This is a genomic window from Ruegeria sp. ABV3_008 (assembly GCF_056161185.1).
Genome location: NZ_JBSWYP010000002.1, coordinates 258,302 through 284,996 on the forward strand (window position 1 = coordinate 258,302; position 26,695 = coordinate 284,996).

At 59.7% G+C, this 26,695-nt stretch carries 23 protein-coding genes; 21 read left to right on the forward strand and 2 right to left on the reverse strand.

All coding sequences use genetic code 11. The annotated features are described in order from the left end of the window. The first annotated feature begins 12 nt into the window (after positions 1-12). From ACXAH8_RS05465 to ACXAH8_RS05485, 5 genes are all read left to right on the forward strand, one after another. Positions 13-1,494 (forward strand): UDP-N-acetylmuramoyl-L-alanyl-D-glutamate--2,6-diaminopimelate ligase, encoded by a 1,482-nt coding sequence (locus ACXAH8_RS05465; protein WP_475216687.1) that lies wholly within the window; start codon positions 13-15, stop codon positions 1,492-1,494. Continuing rightward, a complete protein-coding gene (locus tag ACXAH8_RS05470; protein ID WP_475216689.1) occupies positions 1,491-2,885 on the forward strand; it encodes a UDP-N-acetylmuramoyl-tripeptide--D-alanyl-D-alanine ligase in 1,395 nt (464 codons plus the stop codon). Before ACXAH8_RS05465 ends, ACXAH8_RS05470 begins: the two co-directional genes overlap by 4 nt. 35 nt (positions 2,886-2,920) lie before the next feature. Beyond that, the gene (gene mraY, locus ACXAH8_RS05475) at positions 2,921-4,003 is read left to right on the forward strand and encodes a phospho-N-acetylmuramoyl-pentapeptide-transferase (RefSeq protein ID WP_170468019.1); all 1,083 of its coding nucleotides are present in this window, start codon (positions 2,921-2,923) and stop codon (positions 4,001-4,003) included. A 147-nt stretch (positions 4,004-4,150) separates the two neighbouring features. Further along, positions 4,151-5,551 carry a UDP-N-acetylmuramoyl-L-alanine--D-glutamate ligase gene (gene murD / locus ACXAH8_RS05480; protein ID WP_475216691.1) on the forward strand — a complete coding sequence of 467 codons (1,401 nt, stop codon included), beginning with the start codon at positions 4,151-4,153 and terminating at the stop codon, positions 5,549-5,551. Positions 5,552-5,650: 99 nt separating this feature from the next. Beyond that, entirely contained in the window at positions 5,651-6,031 is a 381-nt protein-coding gene (locus ACXAH8_RS05485) for a glycine zipper family protein (RefSeq protein ID WP_170374988.1), read from the forward strand. A gap of 23 nt (positions 6,032-6,054) precedes the next feature. On the opposite strand, the gene ACXAH8_RS05490 is transcribed toward ACXAH8_RS05485, so the two are convergent. After that, positions 6,055-7,233, reverse strand: coding sequence for a BaiN/RdsA family NAD(P)/FAD-dependent oxidoreductase (locus tag ACXAH8_RS05490; RefSeq protein WP_475216693.1), 1,179 nt, complete (start codon positions 7,231-7,233; stop codon positions 6,055-6,057). A gap of 251 nt (positions 7,234-7,484) precedes the next feature. Between ACXAH8_RS05490 and ACXAH8_RS05495 the strand changes: the two genes are divergently transcribed. The 16 genes from ACXAH8_RS05495 to ACXAH8_RS05570 all read left to right on the forward strand — a co-directional run bounded on the left by ACXAH8_RS05495 (position 7,485) and on the right by ACXAH8_RS05570 (position 25,209). Then, on the forward strand, positions 7,485-8,558 hold the full coding sequence (locus ACXAH8_RS05495; RefSeq protein ID WP_475216694.1) for a Hint domain-containing protein: 1,074 nt from the start codon (positions 7,485-7,487) through the stop codon (positions 8,556-8,558). Positions 8,559-8,685: 127 nt separating this feature from the next. Further along, on the forward strand, positions 8,686-9,849 hold the full coding sequence (gene ftsW / locus ACXAH8_RS05500) for a putative lipid II flippase FtsW (protein WP_170702517.1): 1,164 nt from the start codon (positions 8,686-8,688) through the stop codon (positions 9,847-9,849). Next, the gene (locus ACXAH8_RS05505) at positions 9,849-10,946 is read left to right on the forward strand and encodes a UDP-N-acetylglucosamine--N-acetylmuramyl-(pentapeptide) pyrophosphoryl-undecaprenol N-acetylglucosamine transferase (protein WP_475216696.1); all 1,098 of its coding nucleotides are present in this window, start codon (positions 9,849-9,851) and stop codon (positions 10,944-10,946) included. Before ftsW ends, ACXAH8_RS05505 begins: the two co-directional genes overlap by 1 nt. Beyond that, on the forward strand, positions 10,943-12,352 hold the full coding sequence (murC, locus tag ACXAH8_RS05510; protein ID WP_475216697.1) for a UDP-N-acetylmuramate--L-alanine ligase: 1,410 nt from the start codon (positions 10,943-10,945) through the stop codon (positions 12,350-12,352). The genes ACXAH8_RS05505 and murC overlap by 4 nt, the downstream gene beginning before the upstream one ends. A gap of 72 nt (positions 12,353-12,424) precedes the next feature. Next, positions 12,425-12,673 (forward strand): DUF2484 family protein, encoded by a 249-nt coding sequence (locus tag ACXAH8_RS05515; protein ID WP_475216698.1) that lies wholly within the window; start codon positions 12,425-12,427, stop codon positions 12,671-12,673. Next, positions 12,670-12,912, forward strand: coding sequence for a DUF2484 family protein (locus ACXAH8_RS05520; protein WP_475216699.1), 243 nt, complete (start codon positions 12,670-12,672; stop codon positions 12,910-12,912). Before ACXAH8_RS05515 ends, ACXAH8_RS05520 begins: the two co-directional genes overlap by 4 nt. Before the next feature lie 56 nt (positions 12,913-12,968). After that, entirely contained in the window at positions 12,969-13,895 is a 927-nt protein-coding gene (gene murB / locus ACXAH8_RS05525; RefSeq protein ID WP_475216701.1) for a UDP-N-acetylmuramate dehydrogenase, read from the forward strand. 108 nt (positions 13,896-14,003) lie between these two features. Next, positions 14,004-14,921, forward strand: coding sequence for a D-alanine--D-alanine ligase (locus tag ACXAH8_RS05530; RefSeq protein WP_170460942.1), 918 nt, complete (start codon positions 14,004-14,006; stop codon positions 14,919-14,921). Then, positions 14,909-15,916, forward strand: a complete 1,008-nt coding sequence (locus tag ACXAH8_RS05535; protein WP_475216703.1) for a cell division protein FtsQ/DivIB — start codon at positions 14,909-14,911, stop codon at positions 15,914-15,916. Before ACXAH8_RS05530 ends, ACXAH8_RS05535 begins: the two co-directional genes overlap by 13 nt. Before the next feature lie 8 nt (positions 15,917-15,924). Then, entirely contained in the window at positions 15,925-17,259 is a 1,335-nt protein-coding gene (gene ftsA / locus ACXAH8_RS05540; RefSeq protein WP_170375007.1) for a cell division protein FtsA, read from the forward strand. Then, positions 17,246-17,662: a hypothetical protein gene (locus ACXAH8_RS05545; RefSeq protein ID WP_475216705.1), complete on the forward strand. Its 417-nt coding sequence runs from the start codon at positions 17,246-17,248 to the stop codon at positions 17,660-17,662. Before ftsA ends, ACXAH8_RS05545 begins: the two co-directional genes overlap by 14 nt. 349 nt (positions 17,663-18,011) lie before the next feature. Beyond that, positions 18,012-19,613: a cell division protein FtsZ gene (gene ftsZ, locus ACXAH8_RS05550; RefSeq protein ID WP_475216707.1), complete on the forward strand. Its 1,602-nt coding sequence runs from the start codon at positions 18,012-18,014 to the stop codon at positions 19,611-19,613. A gap of 213 nt (positions 19,614-19,826) precedes the next feature. Further along, positions 19,827-20,747, forward strand: a complete 921-nt coding sequence (gene lpxC, locus ACXAH8_RS05555) for a UDP-3-O-acyl-N-acetylglucosamine deacetylase (RefSeq protein ID WP_475216708.1) — start codon at positions 19,827-19,829, stop codon at positions 20,745-20,747. A 126-nt stretch (positions 20,748-20,873) separates the two neighbouring features. Next, entirely contained in the window at positions 20,874-21,737 is an 864-nt protein-coding gene (locus ACXAH8_RS05560) for an outer membrane protein assembly factor BamD (protein WP_170468611.1), read from the forward strand. 36 nt (positions 21,738-21,773) lie between these two features. Beyond that, positions 21,774-23,423 (forward strand): DNA repair protein RecN, encoded by a 1,650-nt coding sequence (gene recN, locus ACXAH8_RS05565; RefSeq protein WP_475216710.1) that lies wholly within the window; start codon positions 21,774-21,776, stop codon positions 23,421-23,423. A gap of 100 nt (positions 23,424-23,523) precedes the next feature. Beyond that, positions 23,524-25,209, forward strand: a complete 1,686-nt coding sequence (locus ACXAH8_RS05570; protein WP_475216711.1) for a chloride channel protein — start codon at positions 23,524-23,526, stop codon at positions 25,207-25,209. Here ACXAH8_RS05570 and ACXAH8_RS05575 read toward each other — a convergent pair. Beyond that, the gene (locus tag ACXAH8_RS05575; protein ID WP_475216712.1) at positions 25,206-26,573 is read right to left on the reverse strand and encodes a DUF3179 domain-containing protein; all 1,368 of its coding nucleotides are present in this window, start codon (positions 26,571-26,573) and stop codon (positions 25,206-25,208) included. The genes ACXAH8_RS05570 and ACXAH8_RS05575 overlap by 4 nt on opposite strands. Between the last annotated feature and the right edge of the window lie 122 nt (positions 26,574-26,695).

Consider the following 26,695-nt stretch of genomic DNA (forward strand, 5'->3'; position numbering starts at 1 on the left):
AACAGGTGGGTCATGGGCGCAAGAACAAAGAAACTCAGCCAACTGGCCCTGACAGCACGCGGAGGCGCGAATCCCGACATCACCGGATTGGCCGTCGATAGCCGCGAGGTCAAAGACGGTTTCCTGTTTGCAGCGCTTCCCGGTACGCGTGTCCACGGGGGTGAGTTTATCCAATTCGCTCTGCGCATGGGCGCTGCTGCTATTCTGACCGACGCTGAAGGCGCGCAGATCGCCGAGGCCGAACTGGCCGCATCCGATGCTGCCTTGGTTGTGGTTGAAGACCCGCGCCAAGCGTTGGCCGGCTCAGCTGCGCTTTGGTTCGGTGCGCAACCTCAGACGATTGTGGCGGTCACCGGAACCAATGGCAAAACCTCGGTCGCCACATTCGTCCGTCAGATTTGGTCCGAACTTGGCCACGCCGCCGTCAACCTTGGCACCACGGGGGTCGAAGGCGCATGGACCGCGCCGCTGGCTCACACCACGCCCGAACCGATCACTCTGCATCGCTGCCTGTCCGAGGCCGCCGAGAATGGCGTGACGCACGCGGCGATGGAGGCCTCCTCACATGGGCTGGAACAGCGCCGTCTGGACGGAGTGCATCTGGCCGCTGCTGGGTTCTCGAACTTCACGCAGGATCACCTAGACTATCACGAGACGTTTGAGGCCTATTTCGCGGCCAAAATGGGCTTGTTCGACCGGGTTCTGCCGCAGGACGGCACCGCAGTCATCAACCTGAGCGACCCGAAGGGTGCGCGGGTGCGCAAGATCACTGAGGCGCGGGGGCAGTCTGTGCTGACCGTTGGGCTGGGTGAGGCTGATCTGTGTCTGATTAACCAACGGTTTGACTCGACCGGGCAGGATTTGCGTTTCTCGTGGCAGGGCAAGACCCTCCAGACGCGCCTGAACTTGATCGGAGGGTTCCAGGCCGAAAACATCCTGCTGGCCTGTGGGCTGGTTATCGCTGCAGGTGACGACCCTGAACGGGTGTTCGAGACCCTGCCGCATCTGACAACGGTCCGGGGCCGCATGCAACTGGCCGCAACCCGCGACAATGGCGCGGCAGTTTTTGTGGACTATGCCCACACGCCGGATGCAGTCGCAACGGCTTTGAAAGCGCTGCGCCCGCATGTGATGGGACGTCTGATTGCGATCGTTGGTGCGGGCGGAGATCGCGACGCAACCAAGCGCCTGCTGATGGGAAGGGCCGCCGCCAATCACGCGGATATCGTCTTTGTCACTGACGACAACCCGCGCAGCGAAGACCCGGCCTCTATCCGCGCCGCCGTGATGGATGGTGCGCCAGAGGCGACCGAAGTAGGTGACCGCGCCGAGGCTATTCTGCGGGGTATTGACGCTTTGCAACCCGGCGATGCGCTGCTGATTGCAGGCAAAGGCCATGAAACCGGCCAGATCGTAGGTGATCAGGTGCTACCCTTTGATGATGTAGAGCAGGCGAGCATTTCCGTGGCTGCTTTAGACGGGAGGGTCGCATGACACTATGGACTGCGGCAGAGGCCGCCTCTGCAACCGGCGGGCGCGCCACCAGTGATTGGACTGTGGATGGCGTGTCGATTGATACGCGGACATTGCAGCCGGGCGACCTGTTTGTTGCGCTGAAGGCCGCGCGCGACGGCCATGATTTTGTAGCTCAGGCGCTGGAGAAGGGCGCTGGAGCAGCTTTGGTGTCTTGCGTCCCTGAGGGGTTGTCCGAAGATGCGCCTTTGCTGATTGTCGACGATGTGCAATCCGGACTGGAAGCACTCGGACAGGCCGCTCGTGCCCGGACCGAGGCGCGTGTGGTGGGCGTGACAGGGAGTGTTGGCAAGACCTCAACCAAGGAAATGCTGGCCGCCATTCTGCAAACGCAGGGCAAAACCCATGCCAGTGTCGCCAGCTATAACAATCACTGGGGTGTTCCACTGACGCTCGCGCGGATGCCGCAAGACACTGAATTCGCGGTGATTGAGATCGGGATGAACCATCCGGGCGAGATTGCCCCGCTGGCCCGTCAGGCGCGCCCGCAAGTGGGATTGGTGACGACGGTGGCGGCAGTTCACCTCGAAGCGTTCGAGTCCGTTGCCGGAATCGCCCACGAGAAAGCGGCGATCTTTGAAGGGCTGGAGCCCGGTGGCGCAGCCATCGTGAACGCTGATATCGAACATGCGGGTATATTGCGCCAGAAAGCACATGGCCTTGGCGCTGGAATCGTTGAGTTCGGTCGGCAGGCTGCAAATTACAAGCTGACCAACGTGACGGCTGGACCAGACTCCGTTCACGCACGGGCTGAGGTTGGTGACACCCTGTTTAACTTCGACGTCCAATCGGCAGGCACTCATTTTGCGCTGAATGCGCTGGGCGCGTTGGCCGCTTGTGTTGAGATGGGTGTCGGCTTGGATCAGGCAATAGACGGCCTGCGTCAATGGTCGCCAGTCAAGGGGCGCGGGGTTCGGGAGACTCTGCCGCTGGCGATTGGCGGTCAGATCGAATTATTGGACGACAGTTACAATGCCAACCCGACCTCGATGGAGGCTGCGCTGGACGTCTTGGCCGCCTCGAACGGAACGCGCCGTATTGCCTTTTTGGGCGACATGAAGGAACTGGGCGCGCAAGAGGACGCGATGCATGCAGGCATGGCCGAGGTCAGCGCGATGACGCAGGTAGATCAGGTTCACTGCATTGGTCCGTTGATGAAAGCGCTGCACGAGGCTTTGCCGGATACAAAGAGGGGCCTGTGGTTTGAAACTAGCGCCGAGATGGCGGGACACCTGCCGGAATTGATTGAAAGTGGCGATACCGTGCTGGCGAAAGGCTCGCTCAGCATGGCGTTAGCCCGGATTGTTGACGGTCTACGGAAAATGGGGCAAGGGGGCGCGCTTGACGGGTAACGCGCCCGTGCGCCTCGTGTGAGAAAGGTACTGTAATGCTGTATTGGTTGACCGCCCTGTCGGACGGAGGGGATTTCTGGAACCTCTTCCGCTATATCACGTTCCGCGCGGGTGGGGCCTTTTTGACGGCGCTGATCTTTGGGTTTTTGTTTGGCAAACCTTTGATAAACGTACTGCGCCGCAGGCAGGGTAAAGGCCAACCGATCCGTGATGACGGGCCCGAGGGGCATTTCTCCAAAGCCGGAACGCCCACCATGGGTGGCTTGCTGATCGTAGGCGCGCTGGTGACGTCGACGCTGCTTTGGGCGCGCTGGGATAACCCTTACGTCTGGATGGTGCTGTTCGTGACTCTGGCTTACGCGGCGATCGGGTTCGCCGATGACTATGCCAAGGTGTCCAAGCAGAATACCAAGGGTGTGTCTGGCAAAATGCGCCTGGCACTGGGGATCATCATTGCAGTGTTGGCGGCCTTCTGGGCGTCTTTGCATCATCCGGAGGCTTTGCAGAACCAGCTGGCGGTGCCGATCTTCAAGGATACTCTGGTTAATCTAGGGATCCTCTATATTCCGTTTGCCGTTATCGTGATTGTGGGTTCTGCCAATGCCGTGAACCTGACCGATGGCCTTGACGGTTTGGCTATCATGCCCGCGATGATTGCCGCTACGACTCTGGGAATCATCGCTTATGCGGTCGGCCGCGTCGACTTTACCGAATATCTGGATGTGCACTACGTACCCGGAACGGGCGAGATTCTGATCTTTACCTCGGCCCTGTTTGGCGGCGGCCTTGGGTTCCTGTGGTATAACGCACCGCCTGCGGCTGTGTTCATGGGCGATACCGGGTCACTGGCCTTGGGCGGTGCACTAGGCGCGATTGCCGTGGCGACCAAGCACGAGTTGGTGCTGGCGGTGGTTGGCGGCCTGTTTGTGGTCGAGGCGCTGAGTGTGATCATTCAGGTTCTCTATTTCAAACGCACCGGTAAGCGCGTGTTCCTGATGGCCCCGATCCATCATCACTATGAGAAGAAAGGCTGGGCGGAACCTACCATCGTGATCCGGTTCTGGATCATTTCGCTGATCCTCGCGATGATCGGTTTGGCGACACTGAAAGTCCGATAGCCCTCCCGCCAGGTTCAGAGGGCCTGCGGCCCTCTTGCCACCTGTTGGGCCCGGCTCGCACTGACGCGCGAGCCTGAAAGCGCCCTTGCCATCGGGTTTTTCTTCGGTGCAGTGTGGCGCGCATTCAAGTTGAAAGAAGGGGGCGGCATGATCCCGGTCAAAGGTTTCTCAGGGCAGAAGGTCGCCGTTTTGGGCCTTGGTCGGTCGGGTTTGGCGACGGGGCGCGCGTTGCGTGCCGGTGGGGCGGAGGCGATCTGTTGGGACGATAATCCGGCTGCGCGCGAGACGGCTGAAGGGGAGGGGTTCCAGTGCCTCGATCTACGTCGCCACGGGGCGTTTGATGAGATCGCCACGCTGATCGTCTCTCCCGGTATTCCGCATCTTTATCCCCAACCGAACCCGGTTGTCGCTGCCGCGTTGGAGACCGGCGTGCCCGTGGACAACGATATCGGCTTGTTCTTTCGATCCTTTGCGGGGCAGGAGTGGAACAACTACGACACGCCTCCACGCGTGATCGCAGTGACCGGATCAAACGGTAAATCGACCACGGCGGCCCTGATCCATCACATCCTGACAGAAACTGGCCGTGAGGCGCAATTGGCGGGCAATATCGGGCGTGGTGTATTAGATATAGACCCCGGCGGCGATGGATCGGTCGTTGTGCTGGAGCTGTCGAGCTATCAGACCGAGCTGGCACGCGCATTGACGCCTGATGTAGCCGTCTTCACCAACCTGTCGCCGGATCATCTGGATCGACACGGCGGAATGGGTGGCTATTTCGCAGCCAAAAGACGCCTCTTTGCCGAGGGCGGGCCAGACCGTGCCGTGATTGGCATTGATGAAGCCGAAGGTGCATTTCTGGCAGGGCAATTGGCCGAAGGCCCGGCGGATGATCGGGTGATCCGGATCTCGGTTGAGCGCAAGCTGACCGGTCCGGGATGGCAGGTCTTTGCCCGCAAAGGCTTTCTTTCGGAATATCGCAAAGGGCGGCAGACCGGCTCGATTGATTTGCGCGGCATAAAGGGGCTGCCGGGTGCGCATAATCATCAGAACGCCTGTGCTGCCTATGCCGCTTGCCGGTCTCTGGGTTTGGCTCCGCGCGTGATCGAGGATGCCTTGCACAGCTATCCGGGCCTGCCGCATCGCAGTCAGATCATCGCCGAAGCGGGTGGGGTGACTTTCGTGAACGACTCCAAGGCGACGAATGTGGACAGTGCCGAGAAAGCTCTGAGCGCGTTCAAGAAAATCCGTTGGATTTGCGGTGGGTTGGAGAAAGAAGGCGGTATCGACGCCCTGAACGGTGCGTCGGATCAGGTGATCAAGGCCTATGTGATTGGTCGCGAGGCGGCGGGTTTCGCCATGCAGCTAAAGGTCGAGGCGCAGGTCTGCACCACAATGGCCGCTGCCGTTGAGCAGGCCATAGCCGACAGTGAGGCAGGGGAGACCGTCTTGCTGGCCCCTGCGGCCGCCAGTTTTGACCAATATGATAATTTCGAGCAGCGCGGGGATGACTTCGCAGCGCAGGTTCAAAAGTGCCTAAACGCCTAGCCCGTTTGCAATTCCTTGCCGATTGGGCGACAGTTTGCGGGTATCGGCTTGAAGCCGTTTAAGAATTTGCTTTTCTGCTCGGAAATTCAAAAAGAGGTCATGAATATGCCTAACCCGAAATCCCTTCTGATCGTCCCGGCTCTGCTGCTGGCTGGGGCTTGCACGAATACAGGCGCAAACTACGTGCCCGTTATTGATGGCCCGGTTGGCCCCAACTACCAGTCTGACCTGCTGCAATGTCAGCAACTGGCGGCGTCTCAGGCAGCGGTCGATGGATCGACCGCGGGTAACGCGGCGATTGGTGCGGCGGGTGCTGCGGCGACTACTGCCATCATTCAAGACAGCAGCGACAACCTGGGTCGCGCTGCTGCGGCAGGTGCTCTGATCGGGGCCGGAGCTGACGTGATCGCGAAGAACCAGAATAAGGAAGTCATCGTGCGCAACTGCATGCGCGGACGAGGCTATAACGTCGTCGGCTAAGGCAGCGCAGTTAGTCGTGTCGGCTAACGCGCGGAAATGGCCTGTCCAGCGGCGTGGCCCGAGGACCACGCCCACTGGAAGTTGTAGCCGCCAAGCCATCCGGTGACATCCACCGCTTCACCAATCGCATAGAGGCCGGGGACATCCCTGGCCTCCATCGTTTTTGACGACAGGTCATCTGTGTCGATCCCACCCAGAGTGACCTCAGCGGTGCGGTAGCCTTCGGTCCCTGAGGGGGTCAGCTGCCATTCTGACAATGCCGAGATCAGATCGTTCAGCGCCGCGTCCGACTGATCGGCCAGATTACCCTTCATCGGGATATGCTGGGAGAGGTGATCTACCAACCGCGATGGTAAGTGCCGGGCGAGTTCGGTGGTCAGGGCCTTGCGCCCTCCGGCTTGTCGCTGATCACGCAGAAGATCGAACAAGGGCAGGTCCGGGATCAGATTGACGCGGATCGCTTCTCCCTCATGCCAATATGAGGACATTTGCAGCACCGATGGTCCGCTGAGGCCACGATGGGTGAACAGAAGTGCTTCGTCAAAACTGGTGCGGTCGTTGGACAGCCGCGCGGGTAGAGAGACGCCAGACAGTTCCTTAAACTTCCCGTCCGAGAAGGTGAATGGAACCAGCGCAGCGCGGGTATCGGTGACGCGCAGATTGAATTGCTGCGCGATGTCATAGGCGAGACCTGTCGCACCCATTTTGGGGATCGACTTGCCGCCTGTTGCCAGCACAAGATTGCGGCAGGTCAGGCTGTGCCGGGCACCTTCGCGATCGACCTCCAGCGCGAACCCGGCTTCGGTCTTGCGCAGCGCTTTGACCTCGGTCCGTAGCCATAAGTCAGCCCCTGCGCGGGCCATCTCATCCAGCAGCATCTGAACGATTTGCTTCGAGGTGTCGTCACAAAACAACTGCCCCAGCGTTTTCTCATGCCATGCGATGCCGTGACGCCCGACCAGATCGATGAAATCCCATTGCGTATACCGCGCCAAGGCGGATTTGCAGAAATGCGGGTTCTGCGACAGGAAATTGGCAGGCCCCGCATACATGTTGGTAAAGTTGCAGCGCCCGCCGCCCGAGATACGGATCTTCTCGCCCGGCGCTTTGGCATGGTCGATCACCAGAACCAGCCGGCCGCAATGCGCTGCGCACATCATGCCAGCTGCCCCGGCACCAAGGATGATCGTGTCATAGGTCATGCGCTGCGCATGGCGCGGATTGGTCAGGATGGCAAGGGCCAGTGAGACATCCGTTCAATGGACAGAAACGATTCAAAGGGTGTGAATCTTTCAAGCGACAAGGACAGTGCAGTACCGTGAGCGCCCGAACAGCAACAGATTAGTGTATTTTAAGTCATTTTGAGGCCCATCACCTATTACTTTGGCCTGAGTGACAGTAGAAAAGTGCCAAGTTCCGTGTTGTTTCCCGTATTACGGAGTGTAACTAAACCATGCCGACCAATGTTTTCGGCGCGTTCCGAACCGATACTGATCTGTCTGCGAATGACGTTACCTTCGATCCAACAGGCGTTGTCTTCGAGATTTCAGCCTATAGTCAGATCACTATCGAGGATGGGGCCGACGCCACAATTATCGATGGGGATGACCAGAACAACGAATTTCCGAACGATCCGACGCAGACCTTCGATGGCAATGTGATTTTCTGGGACTTCACTATCGAAGTCACTGACGGCACCAATACATACCAGATCGGTATCTTCGACTACGACATCGACGGCAATGGAAACTCGAACGTCATCAACGCGGAATCCGGGTTCTTCATTGGGTTTCTTGATGGCTCTGTTCCACCGCTGAACACACCTCTGACCGTCAACGGGGTTGTCGACAACGGCCCCGATATTGATGTTGATACGGTTGTGCCGTGTTTCGTTTCGGGCACTTTGATCGAAACACCTGACGGCCCGCGATTGATTGACGATCTGAACCTAGGTGATTTGGTTCTCACTCAGGATAACGGTGCTCAACCGATCCGTTGGATCGGCACGCAGGACCTCGACAAAATAGATCTGACGCTGAAACCCAAGCTAAGGCCAATCCATATCGCGCAGGGTGCTTTGGGACAAGGCGTTCCTGCGCGTGATCTATGTGTCTCGCCACAACACCGCATGCTGGTCAAGTCAGCCATTGCTGAGCGCATGTTCGCCAAAGATGAGGTCTTTGTCCCGGCCTGCAAACTGCTCGATCTGCCTGGCGTTTCAGTGCAGACGGGAGGCGCGACGGTTACGTATATCCACCTTCTCCTTGACCGCCACGAGGTCATCTTTGCCGAGGGCGCGCCGACGGAAAGCTTGTTCACGGGTCCCGAAGCGCTTAGGGCGATCGGGAAGGATGGGGTCGAAGAATTGCGGCAAATTTTCCCGCAATTGTTTTTAGACACCCACGAGCCTGAACACGCGCGACTGGTCCCGAGGAGGGGGAGGCAAATCCGCAATCTCGTTCAGCGTCACGTGAAAAACGGCAAGCCAGTGGTTCAAAGAAAGGCTCAGGCCAACAGGGGCGGATGACATCTCTTTGAGGCGCCGTTTTTCGTTTGCGCGGCTCATTTCCCTAGCCCAAACGCCAATTTCACTGTAGACTCTCGAACAGATCCCGAAAACGGGACGCGAGTGAGGCAGTAAGTGGCGGTATCTCATGACTGAGATGGTGTATGGCGCGGTCCAGGACCAGCGCGGGGAACCGATTCTACCGAAGTGGTGGCGGACGATTGATCGCTGGACGATGTCCTGCGTTCTGATTCTGTTTGTCATCGGATTGTTGCTGGGGCTGGCTTCATCGCCGCCTCTGGCCGGGCGAAACGGGTTTGATCCGTTCCACTATGTCGAACGACAGGCGCTCTTCGGCGGATTGGCGCTGATCGCAATGTTGCTGACCTCGATGATGTCTCCGACATTGGTGCGCCGTCTGGCGGTGTTGGGCTTTTTGGGGGCCTTCGTAGCGCTGGCATTCCTGCCGGTCTTCGGGACGGATTTCGGAAAAGGTGCTGTACGCTGGTACTCGCTGGGGTTCGCCTCATTGCAACCGTCCGAGTTTCTAAAGCCCGGATTTGTGGTCATTGCGGCGTGGCTGCTGGCGGCCTCGCAAGAGATTAACGGCCCTCCCGGGCGCTTGTGGTCCTTTGCGCTGTGTATGGCGATCGTTGGCATGCTGGTGATGCAGCCTGATTTTGGGCAAGCCTGCCTGATCCTGTTCGGCTGGGGCGTCATGTATTTCGTGGCCGGAGCGCCGATGCTTTTGCTGGTTGGCATGGCCGGGGTGGTCGTTCTGGGCGGGATGTTCGCCTATTCCAACTCGGACCACTTTGCCCGCCGCATTGATGGCTTTCTGAACCAGGAGGTCGATCCGACCACTCAGCTTGGCTATGCCACCAATGCCATCCGCGAGGGTGGTTTGTTTGGTGTCGGCGTGGGGGAGGGGCAGGTCAAATGGTCTCTGCCTGATGCGCATACGGATTTCATTATCGCCGTGGCGGCCGAGGAGTACGGGCTGATCCTGGTGCTGATCATCATCGCGCTTTACTCGATCATCGTTGTGCGCTCGCTGATGCGCCTGATGCGTGAGCGGGATATGTTCATACGTCTGGCTGGGACGGGCTTGGCATGTATGTTTGGCGTTCAGGCGATGATCAATATGGGTGTGGCCGTGCGCCTATTGCCCGCAAAGGGCATGACGCTGCCCTTTGTCAGCTATGGCGGCTCATCCCTGATCGCGGGTGGTATTGCGGTCGGCATGTTGCTGGCCTTCACACGCTCGCGTCCCCAGGGTGAGCTAGGTGATATCTTGCGCGGACGAGGCTGATGGGCAAACCTTACCTGTTGATTGCGGCTGGCGGCACCGGGGGCCACATGTTCCCGGCGCAGGCCTTGGCTGAGGCGATGTTGCAAAAAGGCTGGCGCGTGCGCCTGTCGACCGATCCGCGGGGCGCTCGCTATACCGGGGGATTCCCGCACACGACCGAGATTGTCGAGGCGTCCTCGGCCACATTCGCACGCGGTGGTCTGGCCGCAAAAGCGCTGGTGGGGCCGAAGATTGTAGGCGGCGTAACCAGCATGGCGCTGCAGATGTTGCGCGACCGCCCTGACGTGGTTGTAGGCTTTGGCGGCTATCCGTCGATCCCGGCGCTGGGCGCGGCAACGCTGCTGAAACTGCCGCGTATGATCCATGAACAGAACGGCGTCTTGGGGCGTGTGAACCAGCTTTTCGCCACACGCGTGGCCCAAGTGGCCTGTGGTGTTTGGCCGACCGATCTGCCCGAAGGGTCCAGCGGCATTCACACCGGCAACCCTGTCCGGGCTTCGGTGCTGGAGCGGGCGGGTGCGCCCTACATTCCGCCCGGCGAGTATCCGATGTCGGTGCTGGTGATGGGAGGCAGTCAGGGCGCGCGTATCCTCAGCGATGTGGTGCCCGAAGCGATCGCGGCTTTGCCGGAATTCCTGCGCGGTTTTATCCGCGTCTCGCATCAGGCCCGCGACGATGATGGTGAGAGGGTTACGGCCTTCTACGCCGATCACGGCATTCGCGCCGATGTGCAACCGTTTTTTGACGACGTTCCGCGCCGCATGTCGGATGCGCAGCTTGTCATTAGCCGTTCGGGTGCGTCGAGCGTTGCCGACATCTCGGTCATCGGTCGCCCGTCGATCCTGATCCCCTTTGCCGCGGCCGCAGGAGATCACCAAACCGCCAATGCCCGAGGGCTGGTGCAGGCGGGCGGGGCAATCATGATCCCCGAAAAGGCGCTTGACGTTCCCTCACTGACCGAGCAAATGACCACGGTTTTGACCAACCCCGAAGCCGCACAGAAAATGGCCCATGCCGCCCTCTCGACAGGTGCCCCCGACGCCACCCAGCGTCTGACAGCCCTTGTCGAGCAACTGGCGCAGAAGGAGACCACATGACCCCCGCAACCAAACTGCCGCAGGACGTAGGACCGATCCATTTCGTTGGGATCGGAGGGATCGGGATGTCGGGCATCGCCGAGGTGTTGCTGAACTTGGGCTACCAGGTGCAGGGGTCGGACCTGAAGGCTTCAAAAATCACGGATCGGTTGGCGTCTTTAGGGGCCGAGATTTTTGTGGGGCAGAAGGCCGAAAACCTGCAGAACGCCGCCGTGGTCGTCACCTCGACCGCGATCAAGCCGGGCAACCCGGAACTGGATGAGGCGCGCGCGCAGGGCCTGCCGGTTGTTCGCCGCGCTGACATGCTGGCGGAACTGATGCGCCTGCGCTCGAACATCGCGATTGCCGGGACGCATGGCAAAACCACCACGACCACGATGATGGCCGAGCTGATGGTGGCCGGAGATTTCGACCCAACCGTCATCAATGGCGGCATCATCCACGCCTATGGCTCGAACGCGCGCATGGGGCAGGGCGAATGGATGGTGGTCGAGGCCGACGAATCCGACGGCTCGTTCAACCGTCTGCCCGCAACCATCGCCATCGTCACCAATATCGACCCCGAACATATGGAACACTGGGGCGATTTCGATAAGCTGCGCGATGGATTCCATGAGTTCGTGTCGAACCTGCCCTTCTACGGTCTGGCGGTGTGCTGCACGGATCATGCCGAGGTTCAGGCGCTGGTCGGGCGCATCACCGACCGCCGCGTGCGCACTTATGGCTTCAACGCGCAGGCCGATGTGCGGGCTGAGAACCTGACCTACAAGGGCGGCGTCGCGCATTTCGATATCCTTCTGCAATACGAAGACAAGGTGATCGAGGGCTGCACCCTGCCGATGCCGGGTGACCACAATGTCTCGAACGCTCTGTCTGCTGTTGCCGTGGCCCGCCATCTGGGCATGAAAGCCACTGAAATCCGCGAGGCGCTGGCCAATTTCGGTGGCGTCAACCGCCGTTTCACCAAGGTCGGAGAGGTCGACGGCGTCACCATCATCGACGATTACGGCCACCACCCGGTCGAAATCGCTGCTGTCCTGAAAGCCGCTCGCCAAGCGACCGAGGGCCGCGTTATCGCCGTGCACCAACCGCACCGCTATTCGCGTCTGTCCAACCTGTTCGACGATTTCTGCACCTGCTTCAACGACGCTGACGTGGTTGCAATCGCCGACATCTTCGCTGCCGGAGAAGACCCGATCGAAGGTGCTTCGCGCGATGATCTGGTGCAGGGCCTCATCCGTCACGGCCACCGTCACGCACGCGCCTTGCTGGACGAAAACGATCTGGAGCGTCTGGTCCGCGAACAAGCTCGCCCGGGCGACATGGTCGTATGCCTTGGGGCAGGAACAATCAGCGCATGGGCGAACGGCTTGCCGCAACGGTTGCAACGAAAACAGGCTGTTTGACGGCGGATCTTATTTGCTGCACAACCTGAAGGTGTGCGACCTAGCGCCGAGACCGCGTCCCAGGAGGGGACAATGGACTATTCGACCATCATTGCCGCCCTTTGGGTGATCAGCGCCACCATCGTGGCCTTGCTGCCGATGCGCCTACAATTCCCTCCGGGGATTGTGCTGTTGATCTGCGCGCCGGTAATGATCATCTGGCTGGGTTATGACCATGGATGGGTCTGGTCGGCTCTCGCTTTCGGAGGTTTCGTCTCAATGTTCCGCAACCCGATCCGCTATTACTGGCGCAAATGGGTGCGTGGAGAGGTAATGGAATGACCCTCTCTCTTGCCCTCGCGGCCCTGTGGAGCCTTGTTGCGAACCTTCTGGCGATGATCCCCAGCAAGGACAACCACTGGACCCGCGCCTATATCCTGATCGCGGTCGGTATTCCTCTGCTTGGATATGTCACCTATGAGAACGGCCCGTGGATAGGGCTGATAGTCCTCGTGATGGGTATGTCGATCCTGCGCTGGCCGGTGATCTACCTGGGGCGGTGGCTGCGTCGGCGGATTTGACCGTTTCACTGCGGATACAGGTTGCCAACTCCCTCTGAATCCGCGAGTTAGCAGCTATGACTGTTCTTCCTGTGCCTCGTGGCAAACTGTCCGAAAACCGAAGCCTCAGCGACCTGACATGGCTGCGTGTCGGCGGTCCGGCAGACTATTTGTTCCAACCTGCGGATGTTGAAGATCTGCAGGGTTTTTTGCGCGAACTTCCCGATGATGTCGTGACGTTCCCGATGGGGGTCGGGTCGAACCTCATCGTGCGCGACGGCGGATTGCGTGCAGTGGTGATCCGGCTGGGCCGGGGCTTCAATGGGATTGAGATCGAGGGCACTACGGTCACCGCTGGCGCGGCGGCTTTGGATGCGCATGTGGCGCGTAAAGCGGCTGATGCCAGTGTGGATTTGACTTTCTTGCGCACAATTCCGGGCTCTATCGGTGGTGCTGTGCGCATGAACGCAGGGTGTTATGGCAGCTACACGGCGGATGTTCTGAAAAGGGCCACTGTCGTCACAAGGCGGGGTGAAGTGATTGAGCTTGGCCCCGAGGACTTGAACTTTCGCTACCGTCAGTCCGATCTGCCTGATGGCGCGGTGCTGATCTCGGCAACCTTCGAAGGCCCTGAAGGTGACCCCGAAGCGCTTCATGCCCGAATGGCGGCGCAGTTGCGAAAGCGCGACGAGACCCAGCCCACCAAAGACTGCAGCGCCGGTTCGACCTTCCGCAATCCGGCCGGGTTCTCCTCGACGGGGAAGGCGGATGATGTGCATGACCTCAAGGCTTGGAAGGTCATCGACGATGCGGGCATGCGTGGGGCCACGAAAGGTGGCGCGCAGATGAGCCCCAAGCACTCGAATTTCCTGATCAATACGGGCGAGGCGACCGCGGCGGACCTCGAAGGTCTGGGTGAAGAGGTGCGAAAAAAGGTTTACGAAACAAGCGGCATCACGCTAGAGTGGGAAATCATGCGGGTCGGTGATCCGCTGAAAGAATAAAGCCCCAACCGTCAGACCATAACAGGCAATTAACGGCGACGGATCAAAGGCATAAACGCAGTACGGACCACCACATAAGGTCCGGGGACATTGAGGCGCACGTTGGGTATGTCGAGCAGGACAAACCCCAAAGTGGCGGTATTGATGGGTGGCCCCTCGGCGGAACGCGAGGTGTCTCTCAGCTCTGGGCGCGAATGCGCAGCCGCCCTTGTGGGAGAAGGCTTTGAAGTGGTTGAGCTGGACGCAGGTCCCGACCTCTACGCGCGCCTTTTAGATATCAAGCCGGACGTGGTTTTCAACGCTCTGCATGGCCGCTGGGGCGAGGATGGCTGCGTACAGGGCCTGCTTGAGTGGATGCGCATTCCCTACACCCATTCCGGCGTGCTGGCCTCGGCGCTGGCGATGGATAAGCAGCGTAGCAAAGAGGTTTATCAGGCCGAAGGACTGCCCATTGTTCCCAGCGTGATCGTGCCCAAGGTCGAGGTGGTCGAGGTTCACGTGATGGAGCCGCCTTACGTCGCCAAGCCCAACAACGAAGGGTCGAGCGTCGGCATCTACATCGTGCACGAAGGGTCGAATGGTCCTCCGCAATTGTCGGAGGATATGCCCGACCACATCATGGTCGAAAAATACGTCGCGGGTCGAGAACTGACTGTGACCGTTATGGGTGATCGCGCCCTGACCGTGACTGAGATCATGACGGATGGTGGTTGGTACGACTACGATGCCAAATACAAGCCCGGCGGCTCGTGGCATGTGCTGCCCGCTGACATCCCGCAGGATATCTTTGACCGCTGCATGGACTACGCTTTGAAAGCGCATAACGCTTTGGGCTGTCGCGGCGTGACCCGCACCGACTACCGGTGGGACGACACTATGGGTGCGGATGGGTTGTTCCTGCTGGAAACCAACACCCAGCCCGGGATGACGCCGACCTCGCTGGTGCCGGAACAGGCGGAACATTGCGGGATGAGTTTCGGACAGCTCTGCGCCTGGATGGTGGAGGACGCTTCATGCGACCGCTAAGAGCCTCCCGCGCGCCAGTGATCCATCGGGCCAAACCTCTGGCCGGGCCGGATGCTGATTTCGAATCCGCTGATACCGAATCCCATGAAACGCAGCCTGTTCTGCGTTTGGGCGGTGTGAAGCTGTTCAACCGCACCGCGCGTCGGTCTGATCCGGCACCGTCGCGCCTCAGCTACCGGTTCCAGCGTTGGATGTTGACGCCGGGCATCCGCATGGGCGTCAAGCTGGGGCTGCCTGTCTGCGCTGTTGCGGCTGCCGTTGGTCTTTACTTTGCGTCCGAGGAGCGGCGCGAGGCGCTCAATACCTATATCGCAGACATCCGGACCTCGATTCAGGAGCGTCCTGAGTTCATGGTCAATCTGATGGCCATTGACGGTGCAGGCCCAGGCCTGTCGGATGACATTCGCGAAGTGGTGCCTCTGGATTTCCCGATCAGCTCTTGGGATTTGGATGTCGAACAGATGCGCGACACGATCACCGGGCTTGATCCGGTGAAATCGGCCACTGTGCGCATTCGGCCCGGTGGCATCCTGCAGGTGGACGTTGTCGAGCGTCAGCCTGTCATCGTGTGGCGCACCCGAGAATCTATCGAGCTTTTGGATGAGACCGGCGTTCATGTCGACCTGATCGCCTCACGTAAGGATCACAGCGATCTGCCTTTGATCGCGGGCAAGGGCGCAGATGGGCATGTTGCCGAAGCGCTTGAGATTTTCCGCACCTCGCGCAGCCTTGGCAACCGTGTTCGGGGCCTTGTGCGTATTGGCGAACGGCGCTGGGATCTGGTGCTGGATCGCGGCCAGCGCATCATGCTGCCGACGGACCGCCCAGTGCGTGCGCTCGAACGGGTGTTGGCCGTAAACGAAGTGCAGGACCTGTTAGAGCGTGACGTGGCCGTGGTGGATATGCGCCTCGGACAGCGGCCAACAATCAGAATGACCAAAGCCGCCAGCGAAGACTGGTGGAATACAAAAGTGACAGTGGGTAACGGGCAGTAACGACCATGATGACCGATCTTTATCAGTCCCAACGTGCCATGCGGCAAATGCGCAGACAAGCGATGCAGCGGGGCGTTATCGCCATTCTGGATGTGGGTAGCTCGAAAATATCGTGCCTCGTGCTGCGGTTTGATGGCACCGGGCGGTTAAGTGAGGATAACACCATCGGTTCGATGGCCGGGCAGACCGGGTTCCGGGTCATTGGCGCGGCGACCACCCGTTCGCGCGGGGTGCAGTTTGGCGAAGTCACAGCCATGCAGGAAACCGAGCGCGCCATTCGCACCGCCCTGCAAGCCGCGCAGAAGATGGCCGATATCCGGGTCGACCACGTCATTGCCTGTTTCTCGGGTGCGAACCCACGTTCCTACGGTTTGGATGCGCAGGTCGATCTAGAAGGCCAACTTGTGACCGAGGCCGAAGTTGGCCGTGTTCTGAACGCCTGCGACGTCCCGGATTACGGGGCGGGGCGCGAGGTTCTGCATGCCCAACCGGTGAATTTCGCCTTGGACAACCGCTCGGGTCTGATCGACCCGCGTGGGCAGATGGGGCAATCTCTGGCTGTCGACATGCATATGCTAACCGTCGACGCAATTGCGATCCAGAACATCGTCCGCTGTATCAAGCGTTGCGATCTGGAGCTCGCAGGTATTGCAAACTCGGCCTATGTTTCGGGTATCTCGGCGCTGGTCGAGGATGAGCAGGAACTGGGCGCGGCCTGTATCGACATGGGTGGCGGGACCACCAGCGTGTCGATCTTCATGAAGAAACACATGATCTACGCCGATTGCGTGCGAATGGGTGGTGATCACGTCACACAGGACATCTCGATGGGTCTTGGCGTGCCAACCGCCGTGGCCGAGCGGATCAAGACATTCAATGGCGGTGTCCATGCGACCGGAGCCGACGATCGCGATCTGATCGATATCGGCGGTGATACGGGCGATTGGGAACATGATCGCCGTACTGTCAGCCGGGCCGAACTGATTGGCATCATGCGGCCACGGGTCGAAGAGATTCTGGAGGAAGTGCGCGTCCGCCTCGATGCGGCCGGGTTCGAACATATGCCCAGCCAGCAGATCGTGTTGACAGGTGGGGGCAGTCAGATCATGGGGCTGGACGGCCTCGCGACCCGTATCCTTGGCCAGCGCGTCCGTCTAGGCCGCCCGCTGCGCGTTCACGGCCTGCCACAATCCGCGACGGGGCCGGGCTTTTCCTCGGCCGTTGGTCTCAGCCTGTTTGCGGCGCATCCGCAGGATGAGTGGTGGGATTTCGAGATCCCCGTCGACACCTATGCCGCGCGCCCGTTCAAGCGCGCCGTTCGGTGGTTCCGTGACAATTGGTAGAGCCCTGCGCCGCGCCTTGTGCGCGGCGCTTGCACCCGGCTTCGCTTCGGCGCAGTCCGTCATCTCACCTGAGACGTTTCTGGACGCAGTGCTTGGCAAAACGGTGCAGTTTCACGAAATCCGCAGCGGTGATCTGGTGGGAACCGAGCAGTTCCTGAACCGCAAGACCTCGGTCTGGCGGGTCGAAGGTGGGGGATGCGTCTACGGTCAGATCACTACACCGAATGGGCAGGTCTGCTTTCTCTATGATGATGATACAGACGGCATTCCTGTTTGCTGGTGGCCGTTCGAATATCAGGGCCGTTTGATGGTTCGGTTGGCAGAGCTCAGCAATGGTGAAATCCAGGAGGTGCGCAGCATGACCAATCACAGCCTGAATTGTCCAAGTGCCCCAATCAGTTGAAAAACACCTTGCGGAGGCCTGAATTATCCCTCAAGATATCCACAGGACCCGTCAGAGGTCTTGCGGCAGGACATTGAGCAGTTTTCCGCACTTGTTTTGATTTGAATCCGGGGCGTGACGCATAGGTCGTTCACTGCTCGGATGCTCTGTGTCTTGTAGTGATCCGCATTGTTTCCGCTATATTTGGCAAAGCCTGCGAAATGCCGCCGGTTGCTGCCTTATTTCGTCCATATTTTGTGGAATCGCGTGATTTTTGACGTGACCTTTACGCATCACATCGCTAGAATCGAAGATGGATAGGTAAAGAAAAACACCGCTTTGGCGGAACAAAAATACAGGCGGACAGAGCATGACATTGAATCTTTCGATGCCCGGGCACGACGAACTGAAGCCTCGGATTACAGTATTTGGCGTTGGCGGCGCGGGCGGTAACGCAGTCAACAACATGATTGAAAAGCAGCTGGACGGCGTGGATTTCGTCGTTGCAAACACCGACGCGCAGGCGCTACAGCAAAGCCAGTCCTCGGCGCGAGTGCAGCTGGGTGTGAAGGTCACCGAAGGTCTGGGGGCAGGGGCCCGTCCAACCGTTGGCGCAGCTGCCGCAGAAGAAAGCATTGAACAGATTGTCGACCATCTCGCGGGCGCGCATATGTGCTTCATCACTGCTGGCATGGGCGGTGGCACCGGTACGGGTGCGGCTCCGATCATCGCGCAGGCCGCGCGTGAGCTGGGCGTTCTGACCGTCGGCGTCGTTACCAAACCCTTCCAGTTCGAAGGGGCCAAGCGCATGCGTCAGGCCGAAGACGGCGTTGAGTCGCTTCAAAAGGTTGTCGACACGCTGATCATCATCCCGAACCAAAACCTGTTCCGTCTGGCCAATGAAAAGACCACCTTCACCGAGGCATTCTCGATGGCGGACGACGTTCTGTATCAGGGTGTTAAGGGTGTGACCGATCTGATGGTTCGTCCGGGTCTGATCAACCTCGACTTTGCGGACGTGCGCGCTGTGATGGACGAGATGGGCAAGGCGATGATGGGTACCGGCGAAGCCACTGGCGAAGATCGCGCTATTCAGGCGGCTGAGAAAGCTATCGCCAACCCGCTGCTGGACGAAATCAGCCTCAAGGGCGCGAAGGGTGTGTTGATCAACATCACCGGTTCGCACGACTTGACCCTGTTCGAACTGGACGAAGCCGCCAACCGCATCCGTGAGGAAGTGGACCCCGAGGCAAACATCATCGTCGGCTCGACGCTGGATACCGCAATGGAAGGTGGCATGCGCGTTTCGGTCGTCGCAACTGGTATCGACGCAAGCGAGAAAACCTCTGAGGTTCCGGTCGCGCGCCGTTCGATGTCCGAGCCTTTGACGCGCACCGTTTCTGCTGAAGAGCCGGTGCAGGAAGAGGCACCCGTCGCAGCCGAGGCCACGCCGGTTCAGACCGAAAACCGTGAACCATCACTGTTCGAAGCGGCAGAAGAGCCGGCCCCAAGCCAGTTCCAGCCGCAGGTTGAGCAGAATGATGATGGTCTTCCGCCCCCGGCCTACCAACCGCGCGTGGCCGAATTCGAGCCGCAGCCGGAACCCATTGAAGAGACCCCCGAAACCTATACCGCGCCACATCAGCATTCTGCCGGCACCCCCTCGCCCGAGGCGCTGCAGCGCCTTCAGGCCGCCGTTCAGAATGTCCCCTCAGCGGCGCAACGCCTGACGGCTACTCGGCCTCAGGAACCAGCCCCTCAGCCGCAGGCAGAACACGAAGAGCGCCCTCGCTTCGGGTTCAATCGTCTGATCGACCGGATGACCGGCCACGCGGCAGATACACCTACGCAACCGCCGCGTCATCAGCCGCAAATGCGCCAGGCTGACGCTACGGCACCTGTGCAGGAAGAGGCTGATCCGGATCAGGATCGTATCGAAATTCCGGCCTTCCTGCGCCGTCAAGCGAACTAATCGCGGTAACAAAATCATCGTAAAGGGTCGCCAAAAGGCGGCCCTTTCTTCATGATTTACAGGATCTTAAATAGCCCTGAGCAGGGTTTTGCCGATCTGTCACATTCATGTTTCATTCAGTTGCAAAGAGTGAGTTGAGCCTGAGGGACCTCTTCCTTAACTCAGTGTCCAACACAGCCCGCATAGGCTGGACACCACGCTCTGAGGCCCATTTTGCAACATACGCTCAAATCTCCGGTTACGTTTAAAGGCGTTGGACTGCATGGCGGTCAGCCTGCAATCATGGTTCTGAAACCGGCAGCTGCCGGTCACGGGATCTGGTTCAAACGGACGGATATTGAGCTGGGCAATGCGTTGATCCCTGCAGTTTATGACATGGTCGAGCGTACACCGCTTTGCACCCGTCTGGTGAATGACGCCGGTGTTTCCGTCTCGACCATTGAACATATCATGGCGGCGCTTGCCGGGTGTGGGGTCCACAACGCCCTGATCGAAATTGATGGTCCCGAAGTTCCGATCATGGACGGATCGTCGATCGACTTTGTGCGTGGCATTATGGGGAAGGGCGTTCGCCGTCAGGCCAGCCCGGTTCTGGCCTATGAAGTGCTGAAACCCGTTACGGCGTCTCGTGAAGGGGCCAGCGCCTCGATCAAGCCTGCGGACGGGCTGATCATCGACTTCCATATTGATTTCGAAGACGCGGCCATCGGAAGCCAAGCGAAAACGCTGGACATGCGCAACGGGTCCTTCGTGCGTGAGCTCAGCGACAGCCGCACCTTCTGCCGTCGGATCGATGTCGAAACCATGCGTGAGAACGGCTTGGCTTTGGGCGGGACGCTGGAAAACGCTGTGGTCGTTCAAGGCACCGATATTCTGACACCGGGCGGTTTCCGCCACGCGGATGAAGCTGTGCGCCACAAGATGCTGGATGCGCTAGGTGATTTGTATCTGGCAGGCGGTCCGATTCTGGGCCACTTCACCGGCGACAAGTCGGGCCATTCCATGACCAACACGCTACTGCGCACATTGTTCGAAACACCTGGCGCGGTTCGTCCAATCCTTTGTACCCCCGAGCAGGCCGCCCGTCTGCCCGGTCAGGGCCTTATTGCCGCCGAAATCCCTGCTGTCGCCTGATCTGATCAACTCTGACGACATTTCCGCCAGGAAGTGGATAATGCGTTTTGCACCAGAATTTTCTGTGCTAGACCGAGGCTCGATCCGGTTGGGATCCTGTAAGTAAGACGACTAAGGATGAGCGGTATGGTTGGCAACAAAGCGGCAGTCAGATTCGCAAGCGCGATTCTTCTGGCAGCAGTTTTGAGCGCCTGCGGCAACGGGGGAGGCCTGTTCGGTAGCAAAGGCGCGGATCGGGATCAGAACCTTGAGGGGTTCACACCGGAACAAATCTATACACGCGGTGAATATGAGCTGTCGCAGAATCGCTCGGACGACGCGGCGTGGTATTTCTCGGAAGTTGAGCGTCTGTATCCCTATTCTGATTGGGCCAAACGTGCGCTGATTATGCAGGCGTTTTCGTTCCACGCTGACAAGAATTACGAGGAAAGCCGTGCCGCGGCACAGCGCTATATCGATTTTTACCCAACCGACGAAGATGCGGCCTACGCGCAGTATCTTCTGGCGCTCAGTTATTACGACCAGATCGACGAAGTCGGCCGCGATCAGGGGCTGACCTTTCAGGCCCTGCAAGCGCTGCGCACCGTGATCGAGGTTTATCCGGACAGCGAATACACCACCTCGGCCGTGCTGAAATTCGATCTGGCCTTCGACCATCTGGCCGGCAAGGAAATGGAGATCGGGCGCTACTACCTGCGTCAGGATCACTACGTCGCGGCCATCAACCGATTCCGCGTCGTGGTCGAGGACTTCCAGACCACCTCTCACACCGCCGAAGCGCTTTATCGCCTGATCGAGGCGTACCTGTCGCTCGGCCTGTTTGATGAGGCTCAGACAGCGGGTGCGATCCTAGGGTATAACTACCAGTCCTCGGAATGGTATGATGACGGGTACAAGCTGCTGACCTCGCGTGGGTTGGATCTGAAGAGCCGTGGTAACAACTGGCTCAGCACGATCTATCGCCAGACGATCAAAGGTGAGTGGTTGTAGTCGCCATGTCATCAGGCTTGGGACGTTAAAGACCCGATGCTGCGCGCCCTCGATATTCGCGACATGCTGATCATTGACCGGCTGGAACTGAGTTTTCAGCCGGGCCTGAACGCGTTGACCGGTGAAACCGGCGCGGGCAAGTCGATCCTTCTGGACTCGCTGGGCTTCGTCCTTGGTTGGCGCGGACGGGCTGAGCTGGTCCGCCAAGGTGCCGCGCAGGGCGAGGTCGTAGCCGAGTTCGAACTACCCGAGGGCCACCCTGCCCATGCTGTTCTGGCAGAAGCTGGTCTGCCTGGTGGTGAAGAACTGATCCTGCGCCGGGTTAACACGGCAGAGGGCCGCAAAACCGCTTGGGTCAACGATCGCCGCTGTTCTGGTGAAGTTCTGCGCGCTTTGTCGGAAACACTGATCGAATTGCATGGGCAGCATGATGACCGGGGATTGCTGAACCCTCGTGGGCACCGTGTGCTGCTGGATGAGTACGCTCAGGTTTCGGAACAGTTGGCCAAGGCCCGTCAGGCGTGGTCCGAGATGTCGCGCAGTCGCAAAGCGCTGGCCGAGACAGAAGCCGCTTTGGCCGCTATGCGGGCCGAGGAGGAATTCCTGCGCCATTCCGTGGCCGAGTTGGACAAGCTCGATCCGCAACCCGGAGAAGACGCTGATCTCGATGCCCGCCGCCGCATGATGCAAGGGGCAGAGCGTATCCGCGACGACGTTGCTCGCGCATTTGACCTGCTGGGAGGTGACGGGGCCGAAGGCGCGATGTCGGATGCGACACGTTGGCTCGAAGGCGTGTCGGACTCTGCAAGTGGCCAGTTGGAGGAGCCGATTGCAGCGCTTGGCCGGGCCATGATCGAATTGGGCGAGGCGCAGGACGGTGTGAACGCCTGCCTTCAGGCGTTGGACTTCAACCCCGCCGACCTAGAAGCCGCCGAGGAGCGTTTGTTCGCCATCCGAGCACTGGCCCGTAAACATGATGTGGCCCCGGATGATTTGGGCACCTTTGCCGATACTCTGCGTGATCGCTTGGGTAAGCTGGATGCGGGCGACGCCGATCTGACCAACCAACGTGCTGCGGTTGAGGCGGCCCAGGCGACCTATGATGCGGCTGCGGCAGATCTTAGCGCTGCACGTCAAGCGGCGGCTGGACAGTTGGATCAGGCCGTCATGGCCGAGCTTGCGCCGCTGAAAATGGAACGCGCGGTGTTTCGGACCGAACTTACCGCGTCCGATCCCGGACCTGAGGGCACCGACGCGGTGGCCTTTACGGTTTCCACCAACCCAGGCGCACCATCGGGACCGCTGAACAAGATCGCCTCGGGCGGGGAGCTCAGCCGCTTTCTGCTGGCGTTGAAAGTTTGCCTGTCCGGCGACGACAGCGCCCGGACCATGATCTTTGACGAGATCGACCGGGGTGTGGGCGGTGCGACTGCTGATGCGGTGGGCCGCAGGCTGGCGTCTCTGGCACAAGGCGGGCAGGTTCTGGTCGTCACGCATTCCCCTCAGGTCGCCGCGCGCGCAGCCCATCACTGGCGTGTGCAGAAGCAGGTTACCGATGGCCAGACGCTTTCGACCGTAGTGCCGCTGGCCGAAATAGATCGCGTGGACGAAATTGCCCGCATGGTCTCGGGCGATACGATCACAGATGAAGCGCGCGCGGCTGCGCGCGCTTTGTTGGAGGCTTAATGCGTCTTTGGCGCAATCTGCTGGCTTGACCGTCGCTATCTTACTTTTCTCAGACCTCGCCGTGGCTTACTAAGGGTTAAGTTATGATCCCCGAGAGCCAATGACCCAATCAACCCGCACCGTTCTGCGCAACCAGCTCAATCAGGCTCTGGCCGCGATCAAGGATGCGTTGCGGGTGATGCGTCGCCGAGGACCAAGCCAAATCCAGTTCTGGTTTATCGCTCTGGCGATCGGGATTGCGGCGGGGTTCATGGCGCTAGGGTTCCGCAAGGCGATCCGCGGCTTGCAGGCCTATATCTACGATACCGAGGATATCCTGCTGTTGCACAGCCATGCTGAGAAGCTGCCTTGGTTCATCGTGCTGATCATTCCAATCATCGGCGGGGTGATCGTGGGGCTGATCCTCACGCGCTTTACTGATGATGGCCGGGTACGCTCGGTCGCGGATGTGATCGAAGGGGCGGCGGTCAGCGATGGACGGGTCGAGACCAAGGCTGGCGTCGCTTCGTTGTTTGCGTCGCTGATCACGCTCAGCACGGGTGGCTCAACGGGGCGGGAAGGGCCTGTGGTGCATATGGCCGGGGTCATCTCAACCTGGGTCAGCGACCGCATCCATGCGGACGGAATCACCGGGCGCGACCTGCTTGGATGCGCTGTGGCCGCTGCGGTCTCAGCTAGCTTTAATGCGCCCATCGCAGGCGCGCTGTTCGCGCTTGAGGTCGTTTTGCGCCACTTCGCCGTCCACGCCTTTGCGCCCATCGTCATTGCCTCGGTCGCGGGGACGGTGATCAACCGGCTGGAATATGGCGACGTCACCGAGTTCACGCTGGATACGCCCGGTTCATTGCAATTCTACGTCGAACTGCCCGCTTTCCTAATCCTTGGGCTGATCTGCGGGTTGGTATCCTTGCTTCTGATGCGCTCAATCTTTTTCGCCGAGGATTTCGGCAATCATGTTCAAGCCCGACTTTCCCTGCCCGGATGGCTGCGCCCGGCGGTTTCGGGCGCGATGCTAGGCCTTTTGGCCATCTGGTTCCCGCATATCATTGGTGTTGGGTATGAAACGACGATCCGCGCTCTGACCGGCGATCTGGTGCTGACCACAGCGATCCTGTTTGCGGTCCTCAAGACAGTGGCTGTGGCGATCACCATGGGCGGGCGCATGGGGGGAGGCGTGTTTTCGCCTTCGCTGATGATTGGAGCGCTGACTGGGCTGGCCTTTGGGCTGATCGCCACCGGCTTGCTGCCGGATGTGTCGGGCACCCATACCCTTTACGCTTTTGCTGGTATGGGCGCCGTGGCCGCTGCGGTTCTGGGCGCGCCGATTTCAACCACTTTGATCGTGTTCGAGCTGACCGGAGACTGGCAGATCGGTCTGGCGGTGATGGTATCAGTGTCTATGTCCACCGCCTTGGCCTCACGCCTTGTGGACCGATCATTCTTCCTGACTCAGCTTGAGCGTCGCAATGTGCATCTGGCGGCGGGACCACAGGCCTATCTGTTGGCCATGTTGCGTGCCGGAGCGGTGATGCGACCCATTGGCGATGCGCGCTCGATCACTAAGGAGGAAGCGCGGACGCTGATCGAAAAAGGCCTCTGCGTCAAAGCAAGCGCGACACTCGAGGCGGCGATGCCCTATTTTGACCGCGATGATATTCCCTGTATCCCGGTGATCGTCATGGACGAAAACGGGACAGAGACGCCGGTTGGCGCGCTCTATCACATCGACGTGTTGAAAGCCTACAACCGGGCACTGGCAGCAACGGCGGCTGAAGAACACTCCTAGCCGCTATACACGCTGGCCGCGTCGCCCAGATAATTGTCCCACGCAAACCAGTACGATATATGCCCTGCCACACGCGGCAATTGCGTGCCATCCGGCCCGATCAGCATCTCTTCGGACAAGGTCCATTTGCGGCCGCTCTCATCGACCAGACCTCCGCCTGATGCTTTGAACCGGTGGCCCGCACGCTCGTAAGCGCGCACTGTCCGGCGGTCTGAGTTGCCGATCAGAACCAAAGGTCGATCCGCGATTGCATCGTTAATCACACGAGTTCTGTCGAAAGCGTCCAGCGGCCAGGCCCGCGCGGCGCCGAATTGGCGGATGGTGAAAATGTAGTCTTTCTGGCGATGCTCGGACTGATCCACCACAGCCGGGAACATCAACTCGGGTGAGGCGAAATACTCGCGATACACCACACCCGAGCCATAGTTGCGACGATGCCCGGTGCTGAGCGACAAGACGCGCGTGTCGGGGTGCGAGGTTTTCCAGCTGTCCCAGGTCGTGATCACCACGGGGCGCTGCTTCAGCTCAATCCCGCTGTCCACCAGGGGGCCCACCACTGGTTTGCCGGTATACTGGTTCCATAGCGAATGCGTCTCGCGGTCGAACATCAGCTTGTTCGAGCGATACAGGAACCCCGAGGAGCCGAAGACAAACGGTTTCCGCCGACCCGGCACCTGCGTCTCAAACAGAATGCCGGACCCGCAGAGGGTGCAATAGGCCAGCGCCACCGGCACGCCGCCGATCACCTCGTTGAACATCTCGTGCCAGCCCATGATCCGCAGTGGGTAAGCGCGCACGTCCCCGTTGATCGAGACCCCAAAGACCAGATCATCATCTTTCAGATAGTCGGCGTCCGAGGCCGAGATCAGCGTCGGATTGTCCAGCGAAGGGATGCCATCCTTGCGCACGCCACCCCAGGTGATCTCCTCCAGCCGGATCTTCATCCGCTCGCGCTGCAGGTATTCGGGACGCAGGAACAGGTCGAAATTGTCGTCGATCCGCAGCAGGACCTCGCGTTTGAACGGGATCAATGAGGGGTGTGGGACGATCTGAGGGTTCTGCTCTTGCCATAGCATCCAGTCGAACCAGTCGGTGCCGAGTTGCTCGCCGGTCAGAGTTTCCATCACCTCGACGATATCGTCCCGCCGCCGGTCGGTGAAACGCATGGCGGTCAACAGCGCAGGAACCACATCCGGGTTTCCGCGCTGAGCCAGAAAGGCCATCTTGGCCTCGAAATCCGTGCGACCGCCGCGCAGCGTACTGTGCAGCGCGTCCAACACAGGGTCTTCCTGCGCCCAACTTGCGGCAGGTGCCAGCGCGCTGGCTCCGACAATTCCAACAAATTGGCGACGAGAAACAGACATGGCACCCTCCGATCCTTTTTCGCGCTTAGTATGAGGGCAAACGCACCGCCTTGCATGAAACAGCTGCGTGATTGGCGCGTGATCAACTGCGATCGTTGATTTGAGGGGCGAGGTCTGGAAAA

Excerpts from the sequence above, each read along its gene's own strand:
- murD (WP_475216691.1), top strand. The coding sequence starts at position 4,151 with ATGATCCCGGTCAAAGGTTTCTCAGGGCAGAAGGTCGCCGTTTTGGGC.
- murB (WP_475216701.1), top strand. The coding sequence starts at position 12,969 with ATGACTGTTCTTCCTGTGCCTCGTGGCAAACTGTCCGAAAACCGAAGC.
- mraY (WP_170468019.1), top strand. The coding sequence starts at position 2,921 with ATGCTGTATTGGTTGACCGCCCTGTCGGACGGAGGGGATTTCTGGAAC.
- ACXAH8_RS05490 (WP_475216693.1), bottom strand. The coding sequence starts at position 7,233 with ATGACCTATGACACGATCATCCTTGGTGCCGGGGCAGCTGGCATGATG.
- murC (WP_475216697.1), top strand. The coding sequence starts at position 10,943 with ATGACCCCCGCAACCAAACTGCCGCAGGACGTAGGACCGATCCATTTC.
- ACXAH8_RS05515 (WP_475216698.1), top strand. The coding sequence starts at position 12,425 with ATGGACTATTCGACCATCATTGCCGCCCTTTGGGTGATCAGCGCCACC.
- ACXAH8_RS05520 (WP_475216699.1), top strand. The coding sequence starts at position 12,670 with ATGACCCTCTCTCTTGCCCTCGCGGCCCTGTGGAGCCTTGTTGCGAAC.
- ACXAH8_RS05465 (WP_475216687.1), top strand. The coding sequence starts at position 13 with ATGGGCGCAAGAACAAAGAAACTCAGCCAACTGGCCCTGACAGCACGC.
- ACXAH8_RS05485 (WP_170374988.1), top strand. The coding sequence starts at position 5,651 with ATGAATATGCCTAACCCGAAATCCCTTCTGATCGTCCCGGCTCTGCTG.
- ftsW (WP_170702517.1), top strand. The coding sequence starts at position 8,686 with ATGACTGAGATGGTGTATGGCGCGGTCCAGGACCAGCGCGGGGAACCG.
- ftsA (WP_170375007.1), top strand. The coding sequence starts at position 15,925 with ATGACCGATCTTTATCAGTCCCAACGTGCCATGCGGCAAATGCGCAGA.
- ACXAH8_RS05560 (WP_170468611.1), top strand. The coding sequence starts at position 20,874 with ATGGTTGGCAACAAAGCGGCAGTCAGATTCGCAAGCGCGATTCTTCTG.
- ACXAH8_RS05570 (WP_475216711.1), top strand. The coding sequence starts at position 23,524 with ATGACCCAATCAACCCGCACCGTTCTGCGCAACCAGCTCAATCAGGCT.
- ACXAH8_RS05470 (WP_475216689.1), top strand. The coding sequence starts at position 1,491 with ATGACACTATGGACTGCGGCAGAGGCCGCCTCTGCAACCGGCGGGCGC.
- ACXAH8_RS05575 (WP_475216712.1), bottom strand. The coding sequence starts at position 26,573 with ATGTCTGTTTCTCGTCGCCAATTTGTTGGAATTGTCGGAGCCAGCGCG.
- ACXAH8_RS05535 (WP_475216703.1), top strand. The coding sequence starts at position 14,909 with ATGCGACCGCTAAGAGCCTCCCGCGCGCCAGTGATCCATCGGGCCAAA.
- ACXAH8_RS05505 (WP_475216696.1), top strand. The coding sequence starts at position 9,849 with ATGGGCAAACCTTACCTGTTGATTGCGGCTGGCGGCACCGGGGGCCAC.
- ACXAH8_RS05530 (WP_170460942.1), top strand. The coding sequence starts at position 14,004 with ATGTCGAGCAGGACAAACCCCAAAGTGGCGGTATTGATGGGTGGCCCC.
- ftsZ (WP_475216707.1), top strand. The coding sequence starts at position 18,012 with ATGACATTGAATCTTTCGATGCCCGGGCACGACGAACTGAAGCCTCGG.
- recN (WP_475216710.1), top strand. The coding sequence starts at position 21,774 with ATGCTGCGCGCCCTCGATATTCGCGACATGCTGATCATTGACCGGCTG.
- ACXAH8_RS05495 (WP_475216694.1), top strand. The coding sequence starts at position 7,485 with ATGCCGACCAATGTTTTCGGCGCGTTCCGAACCGATACTGATCTGTCT.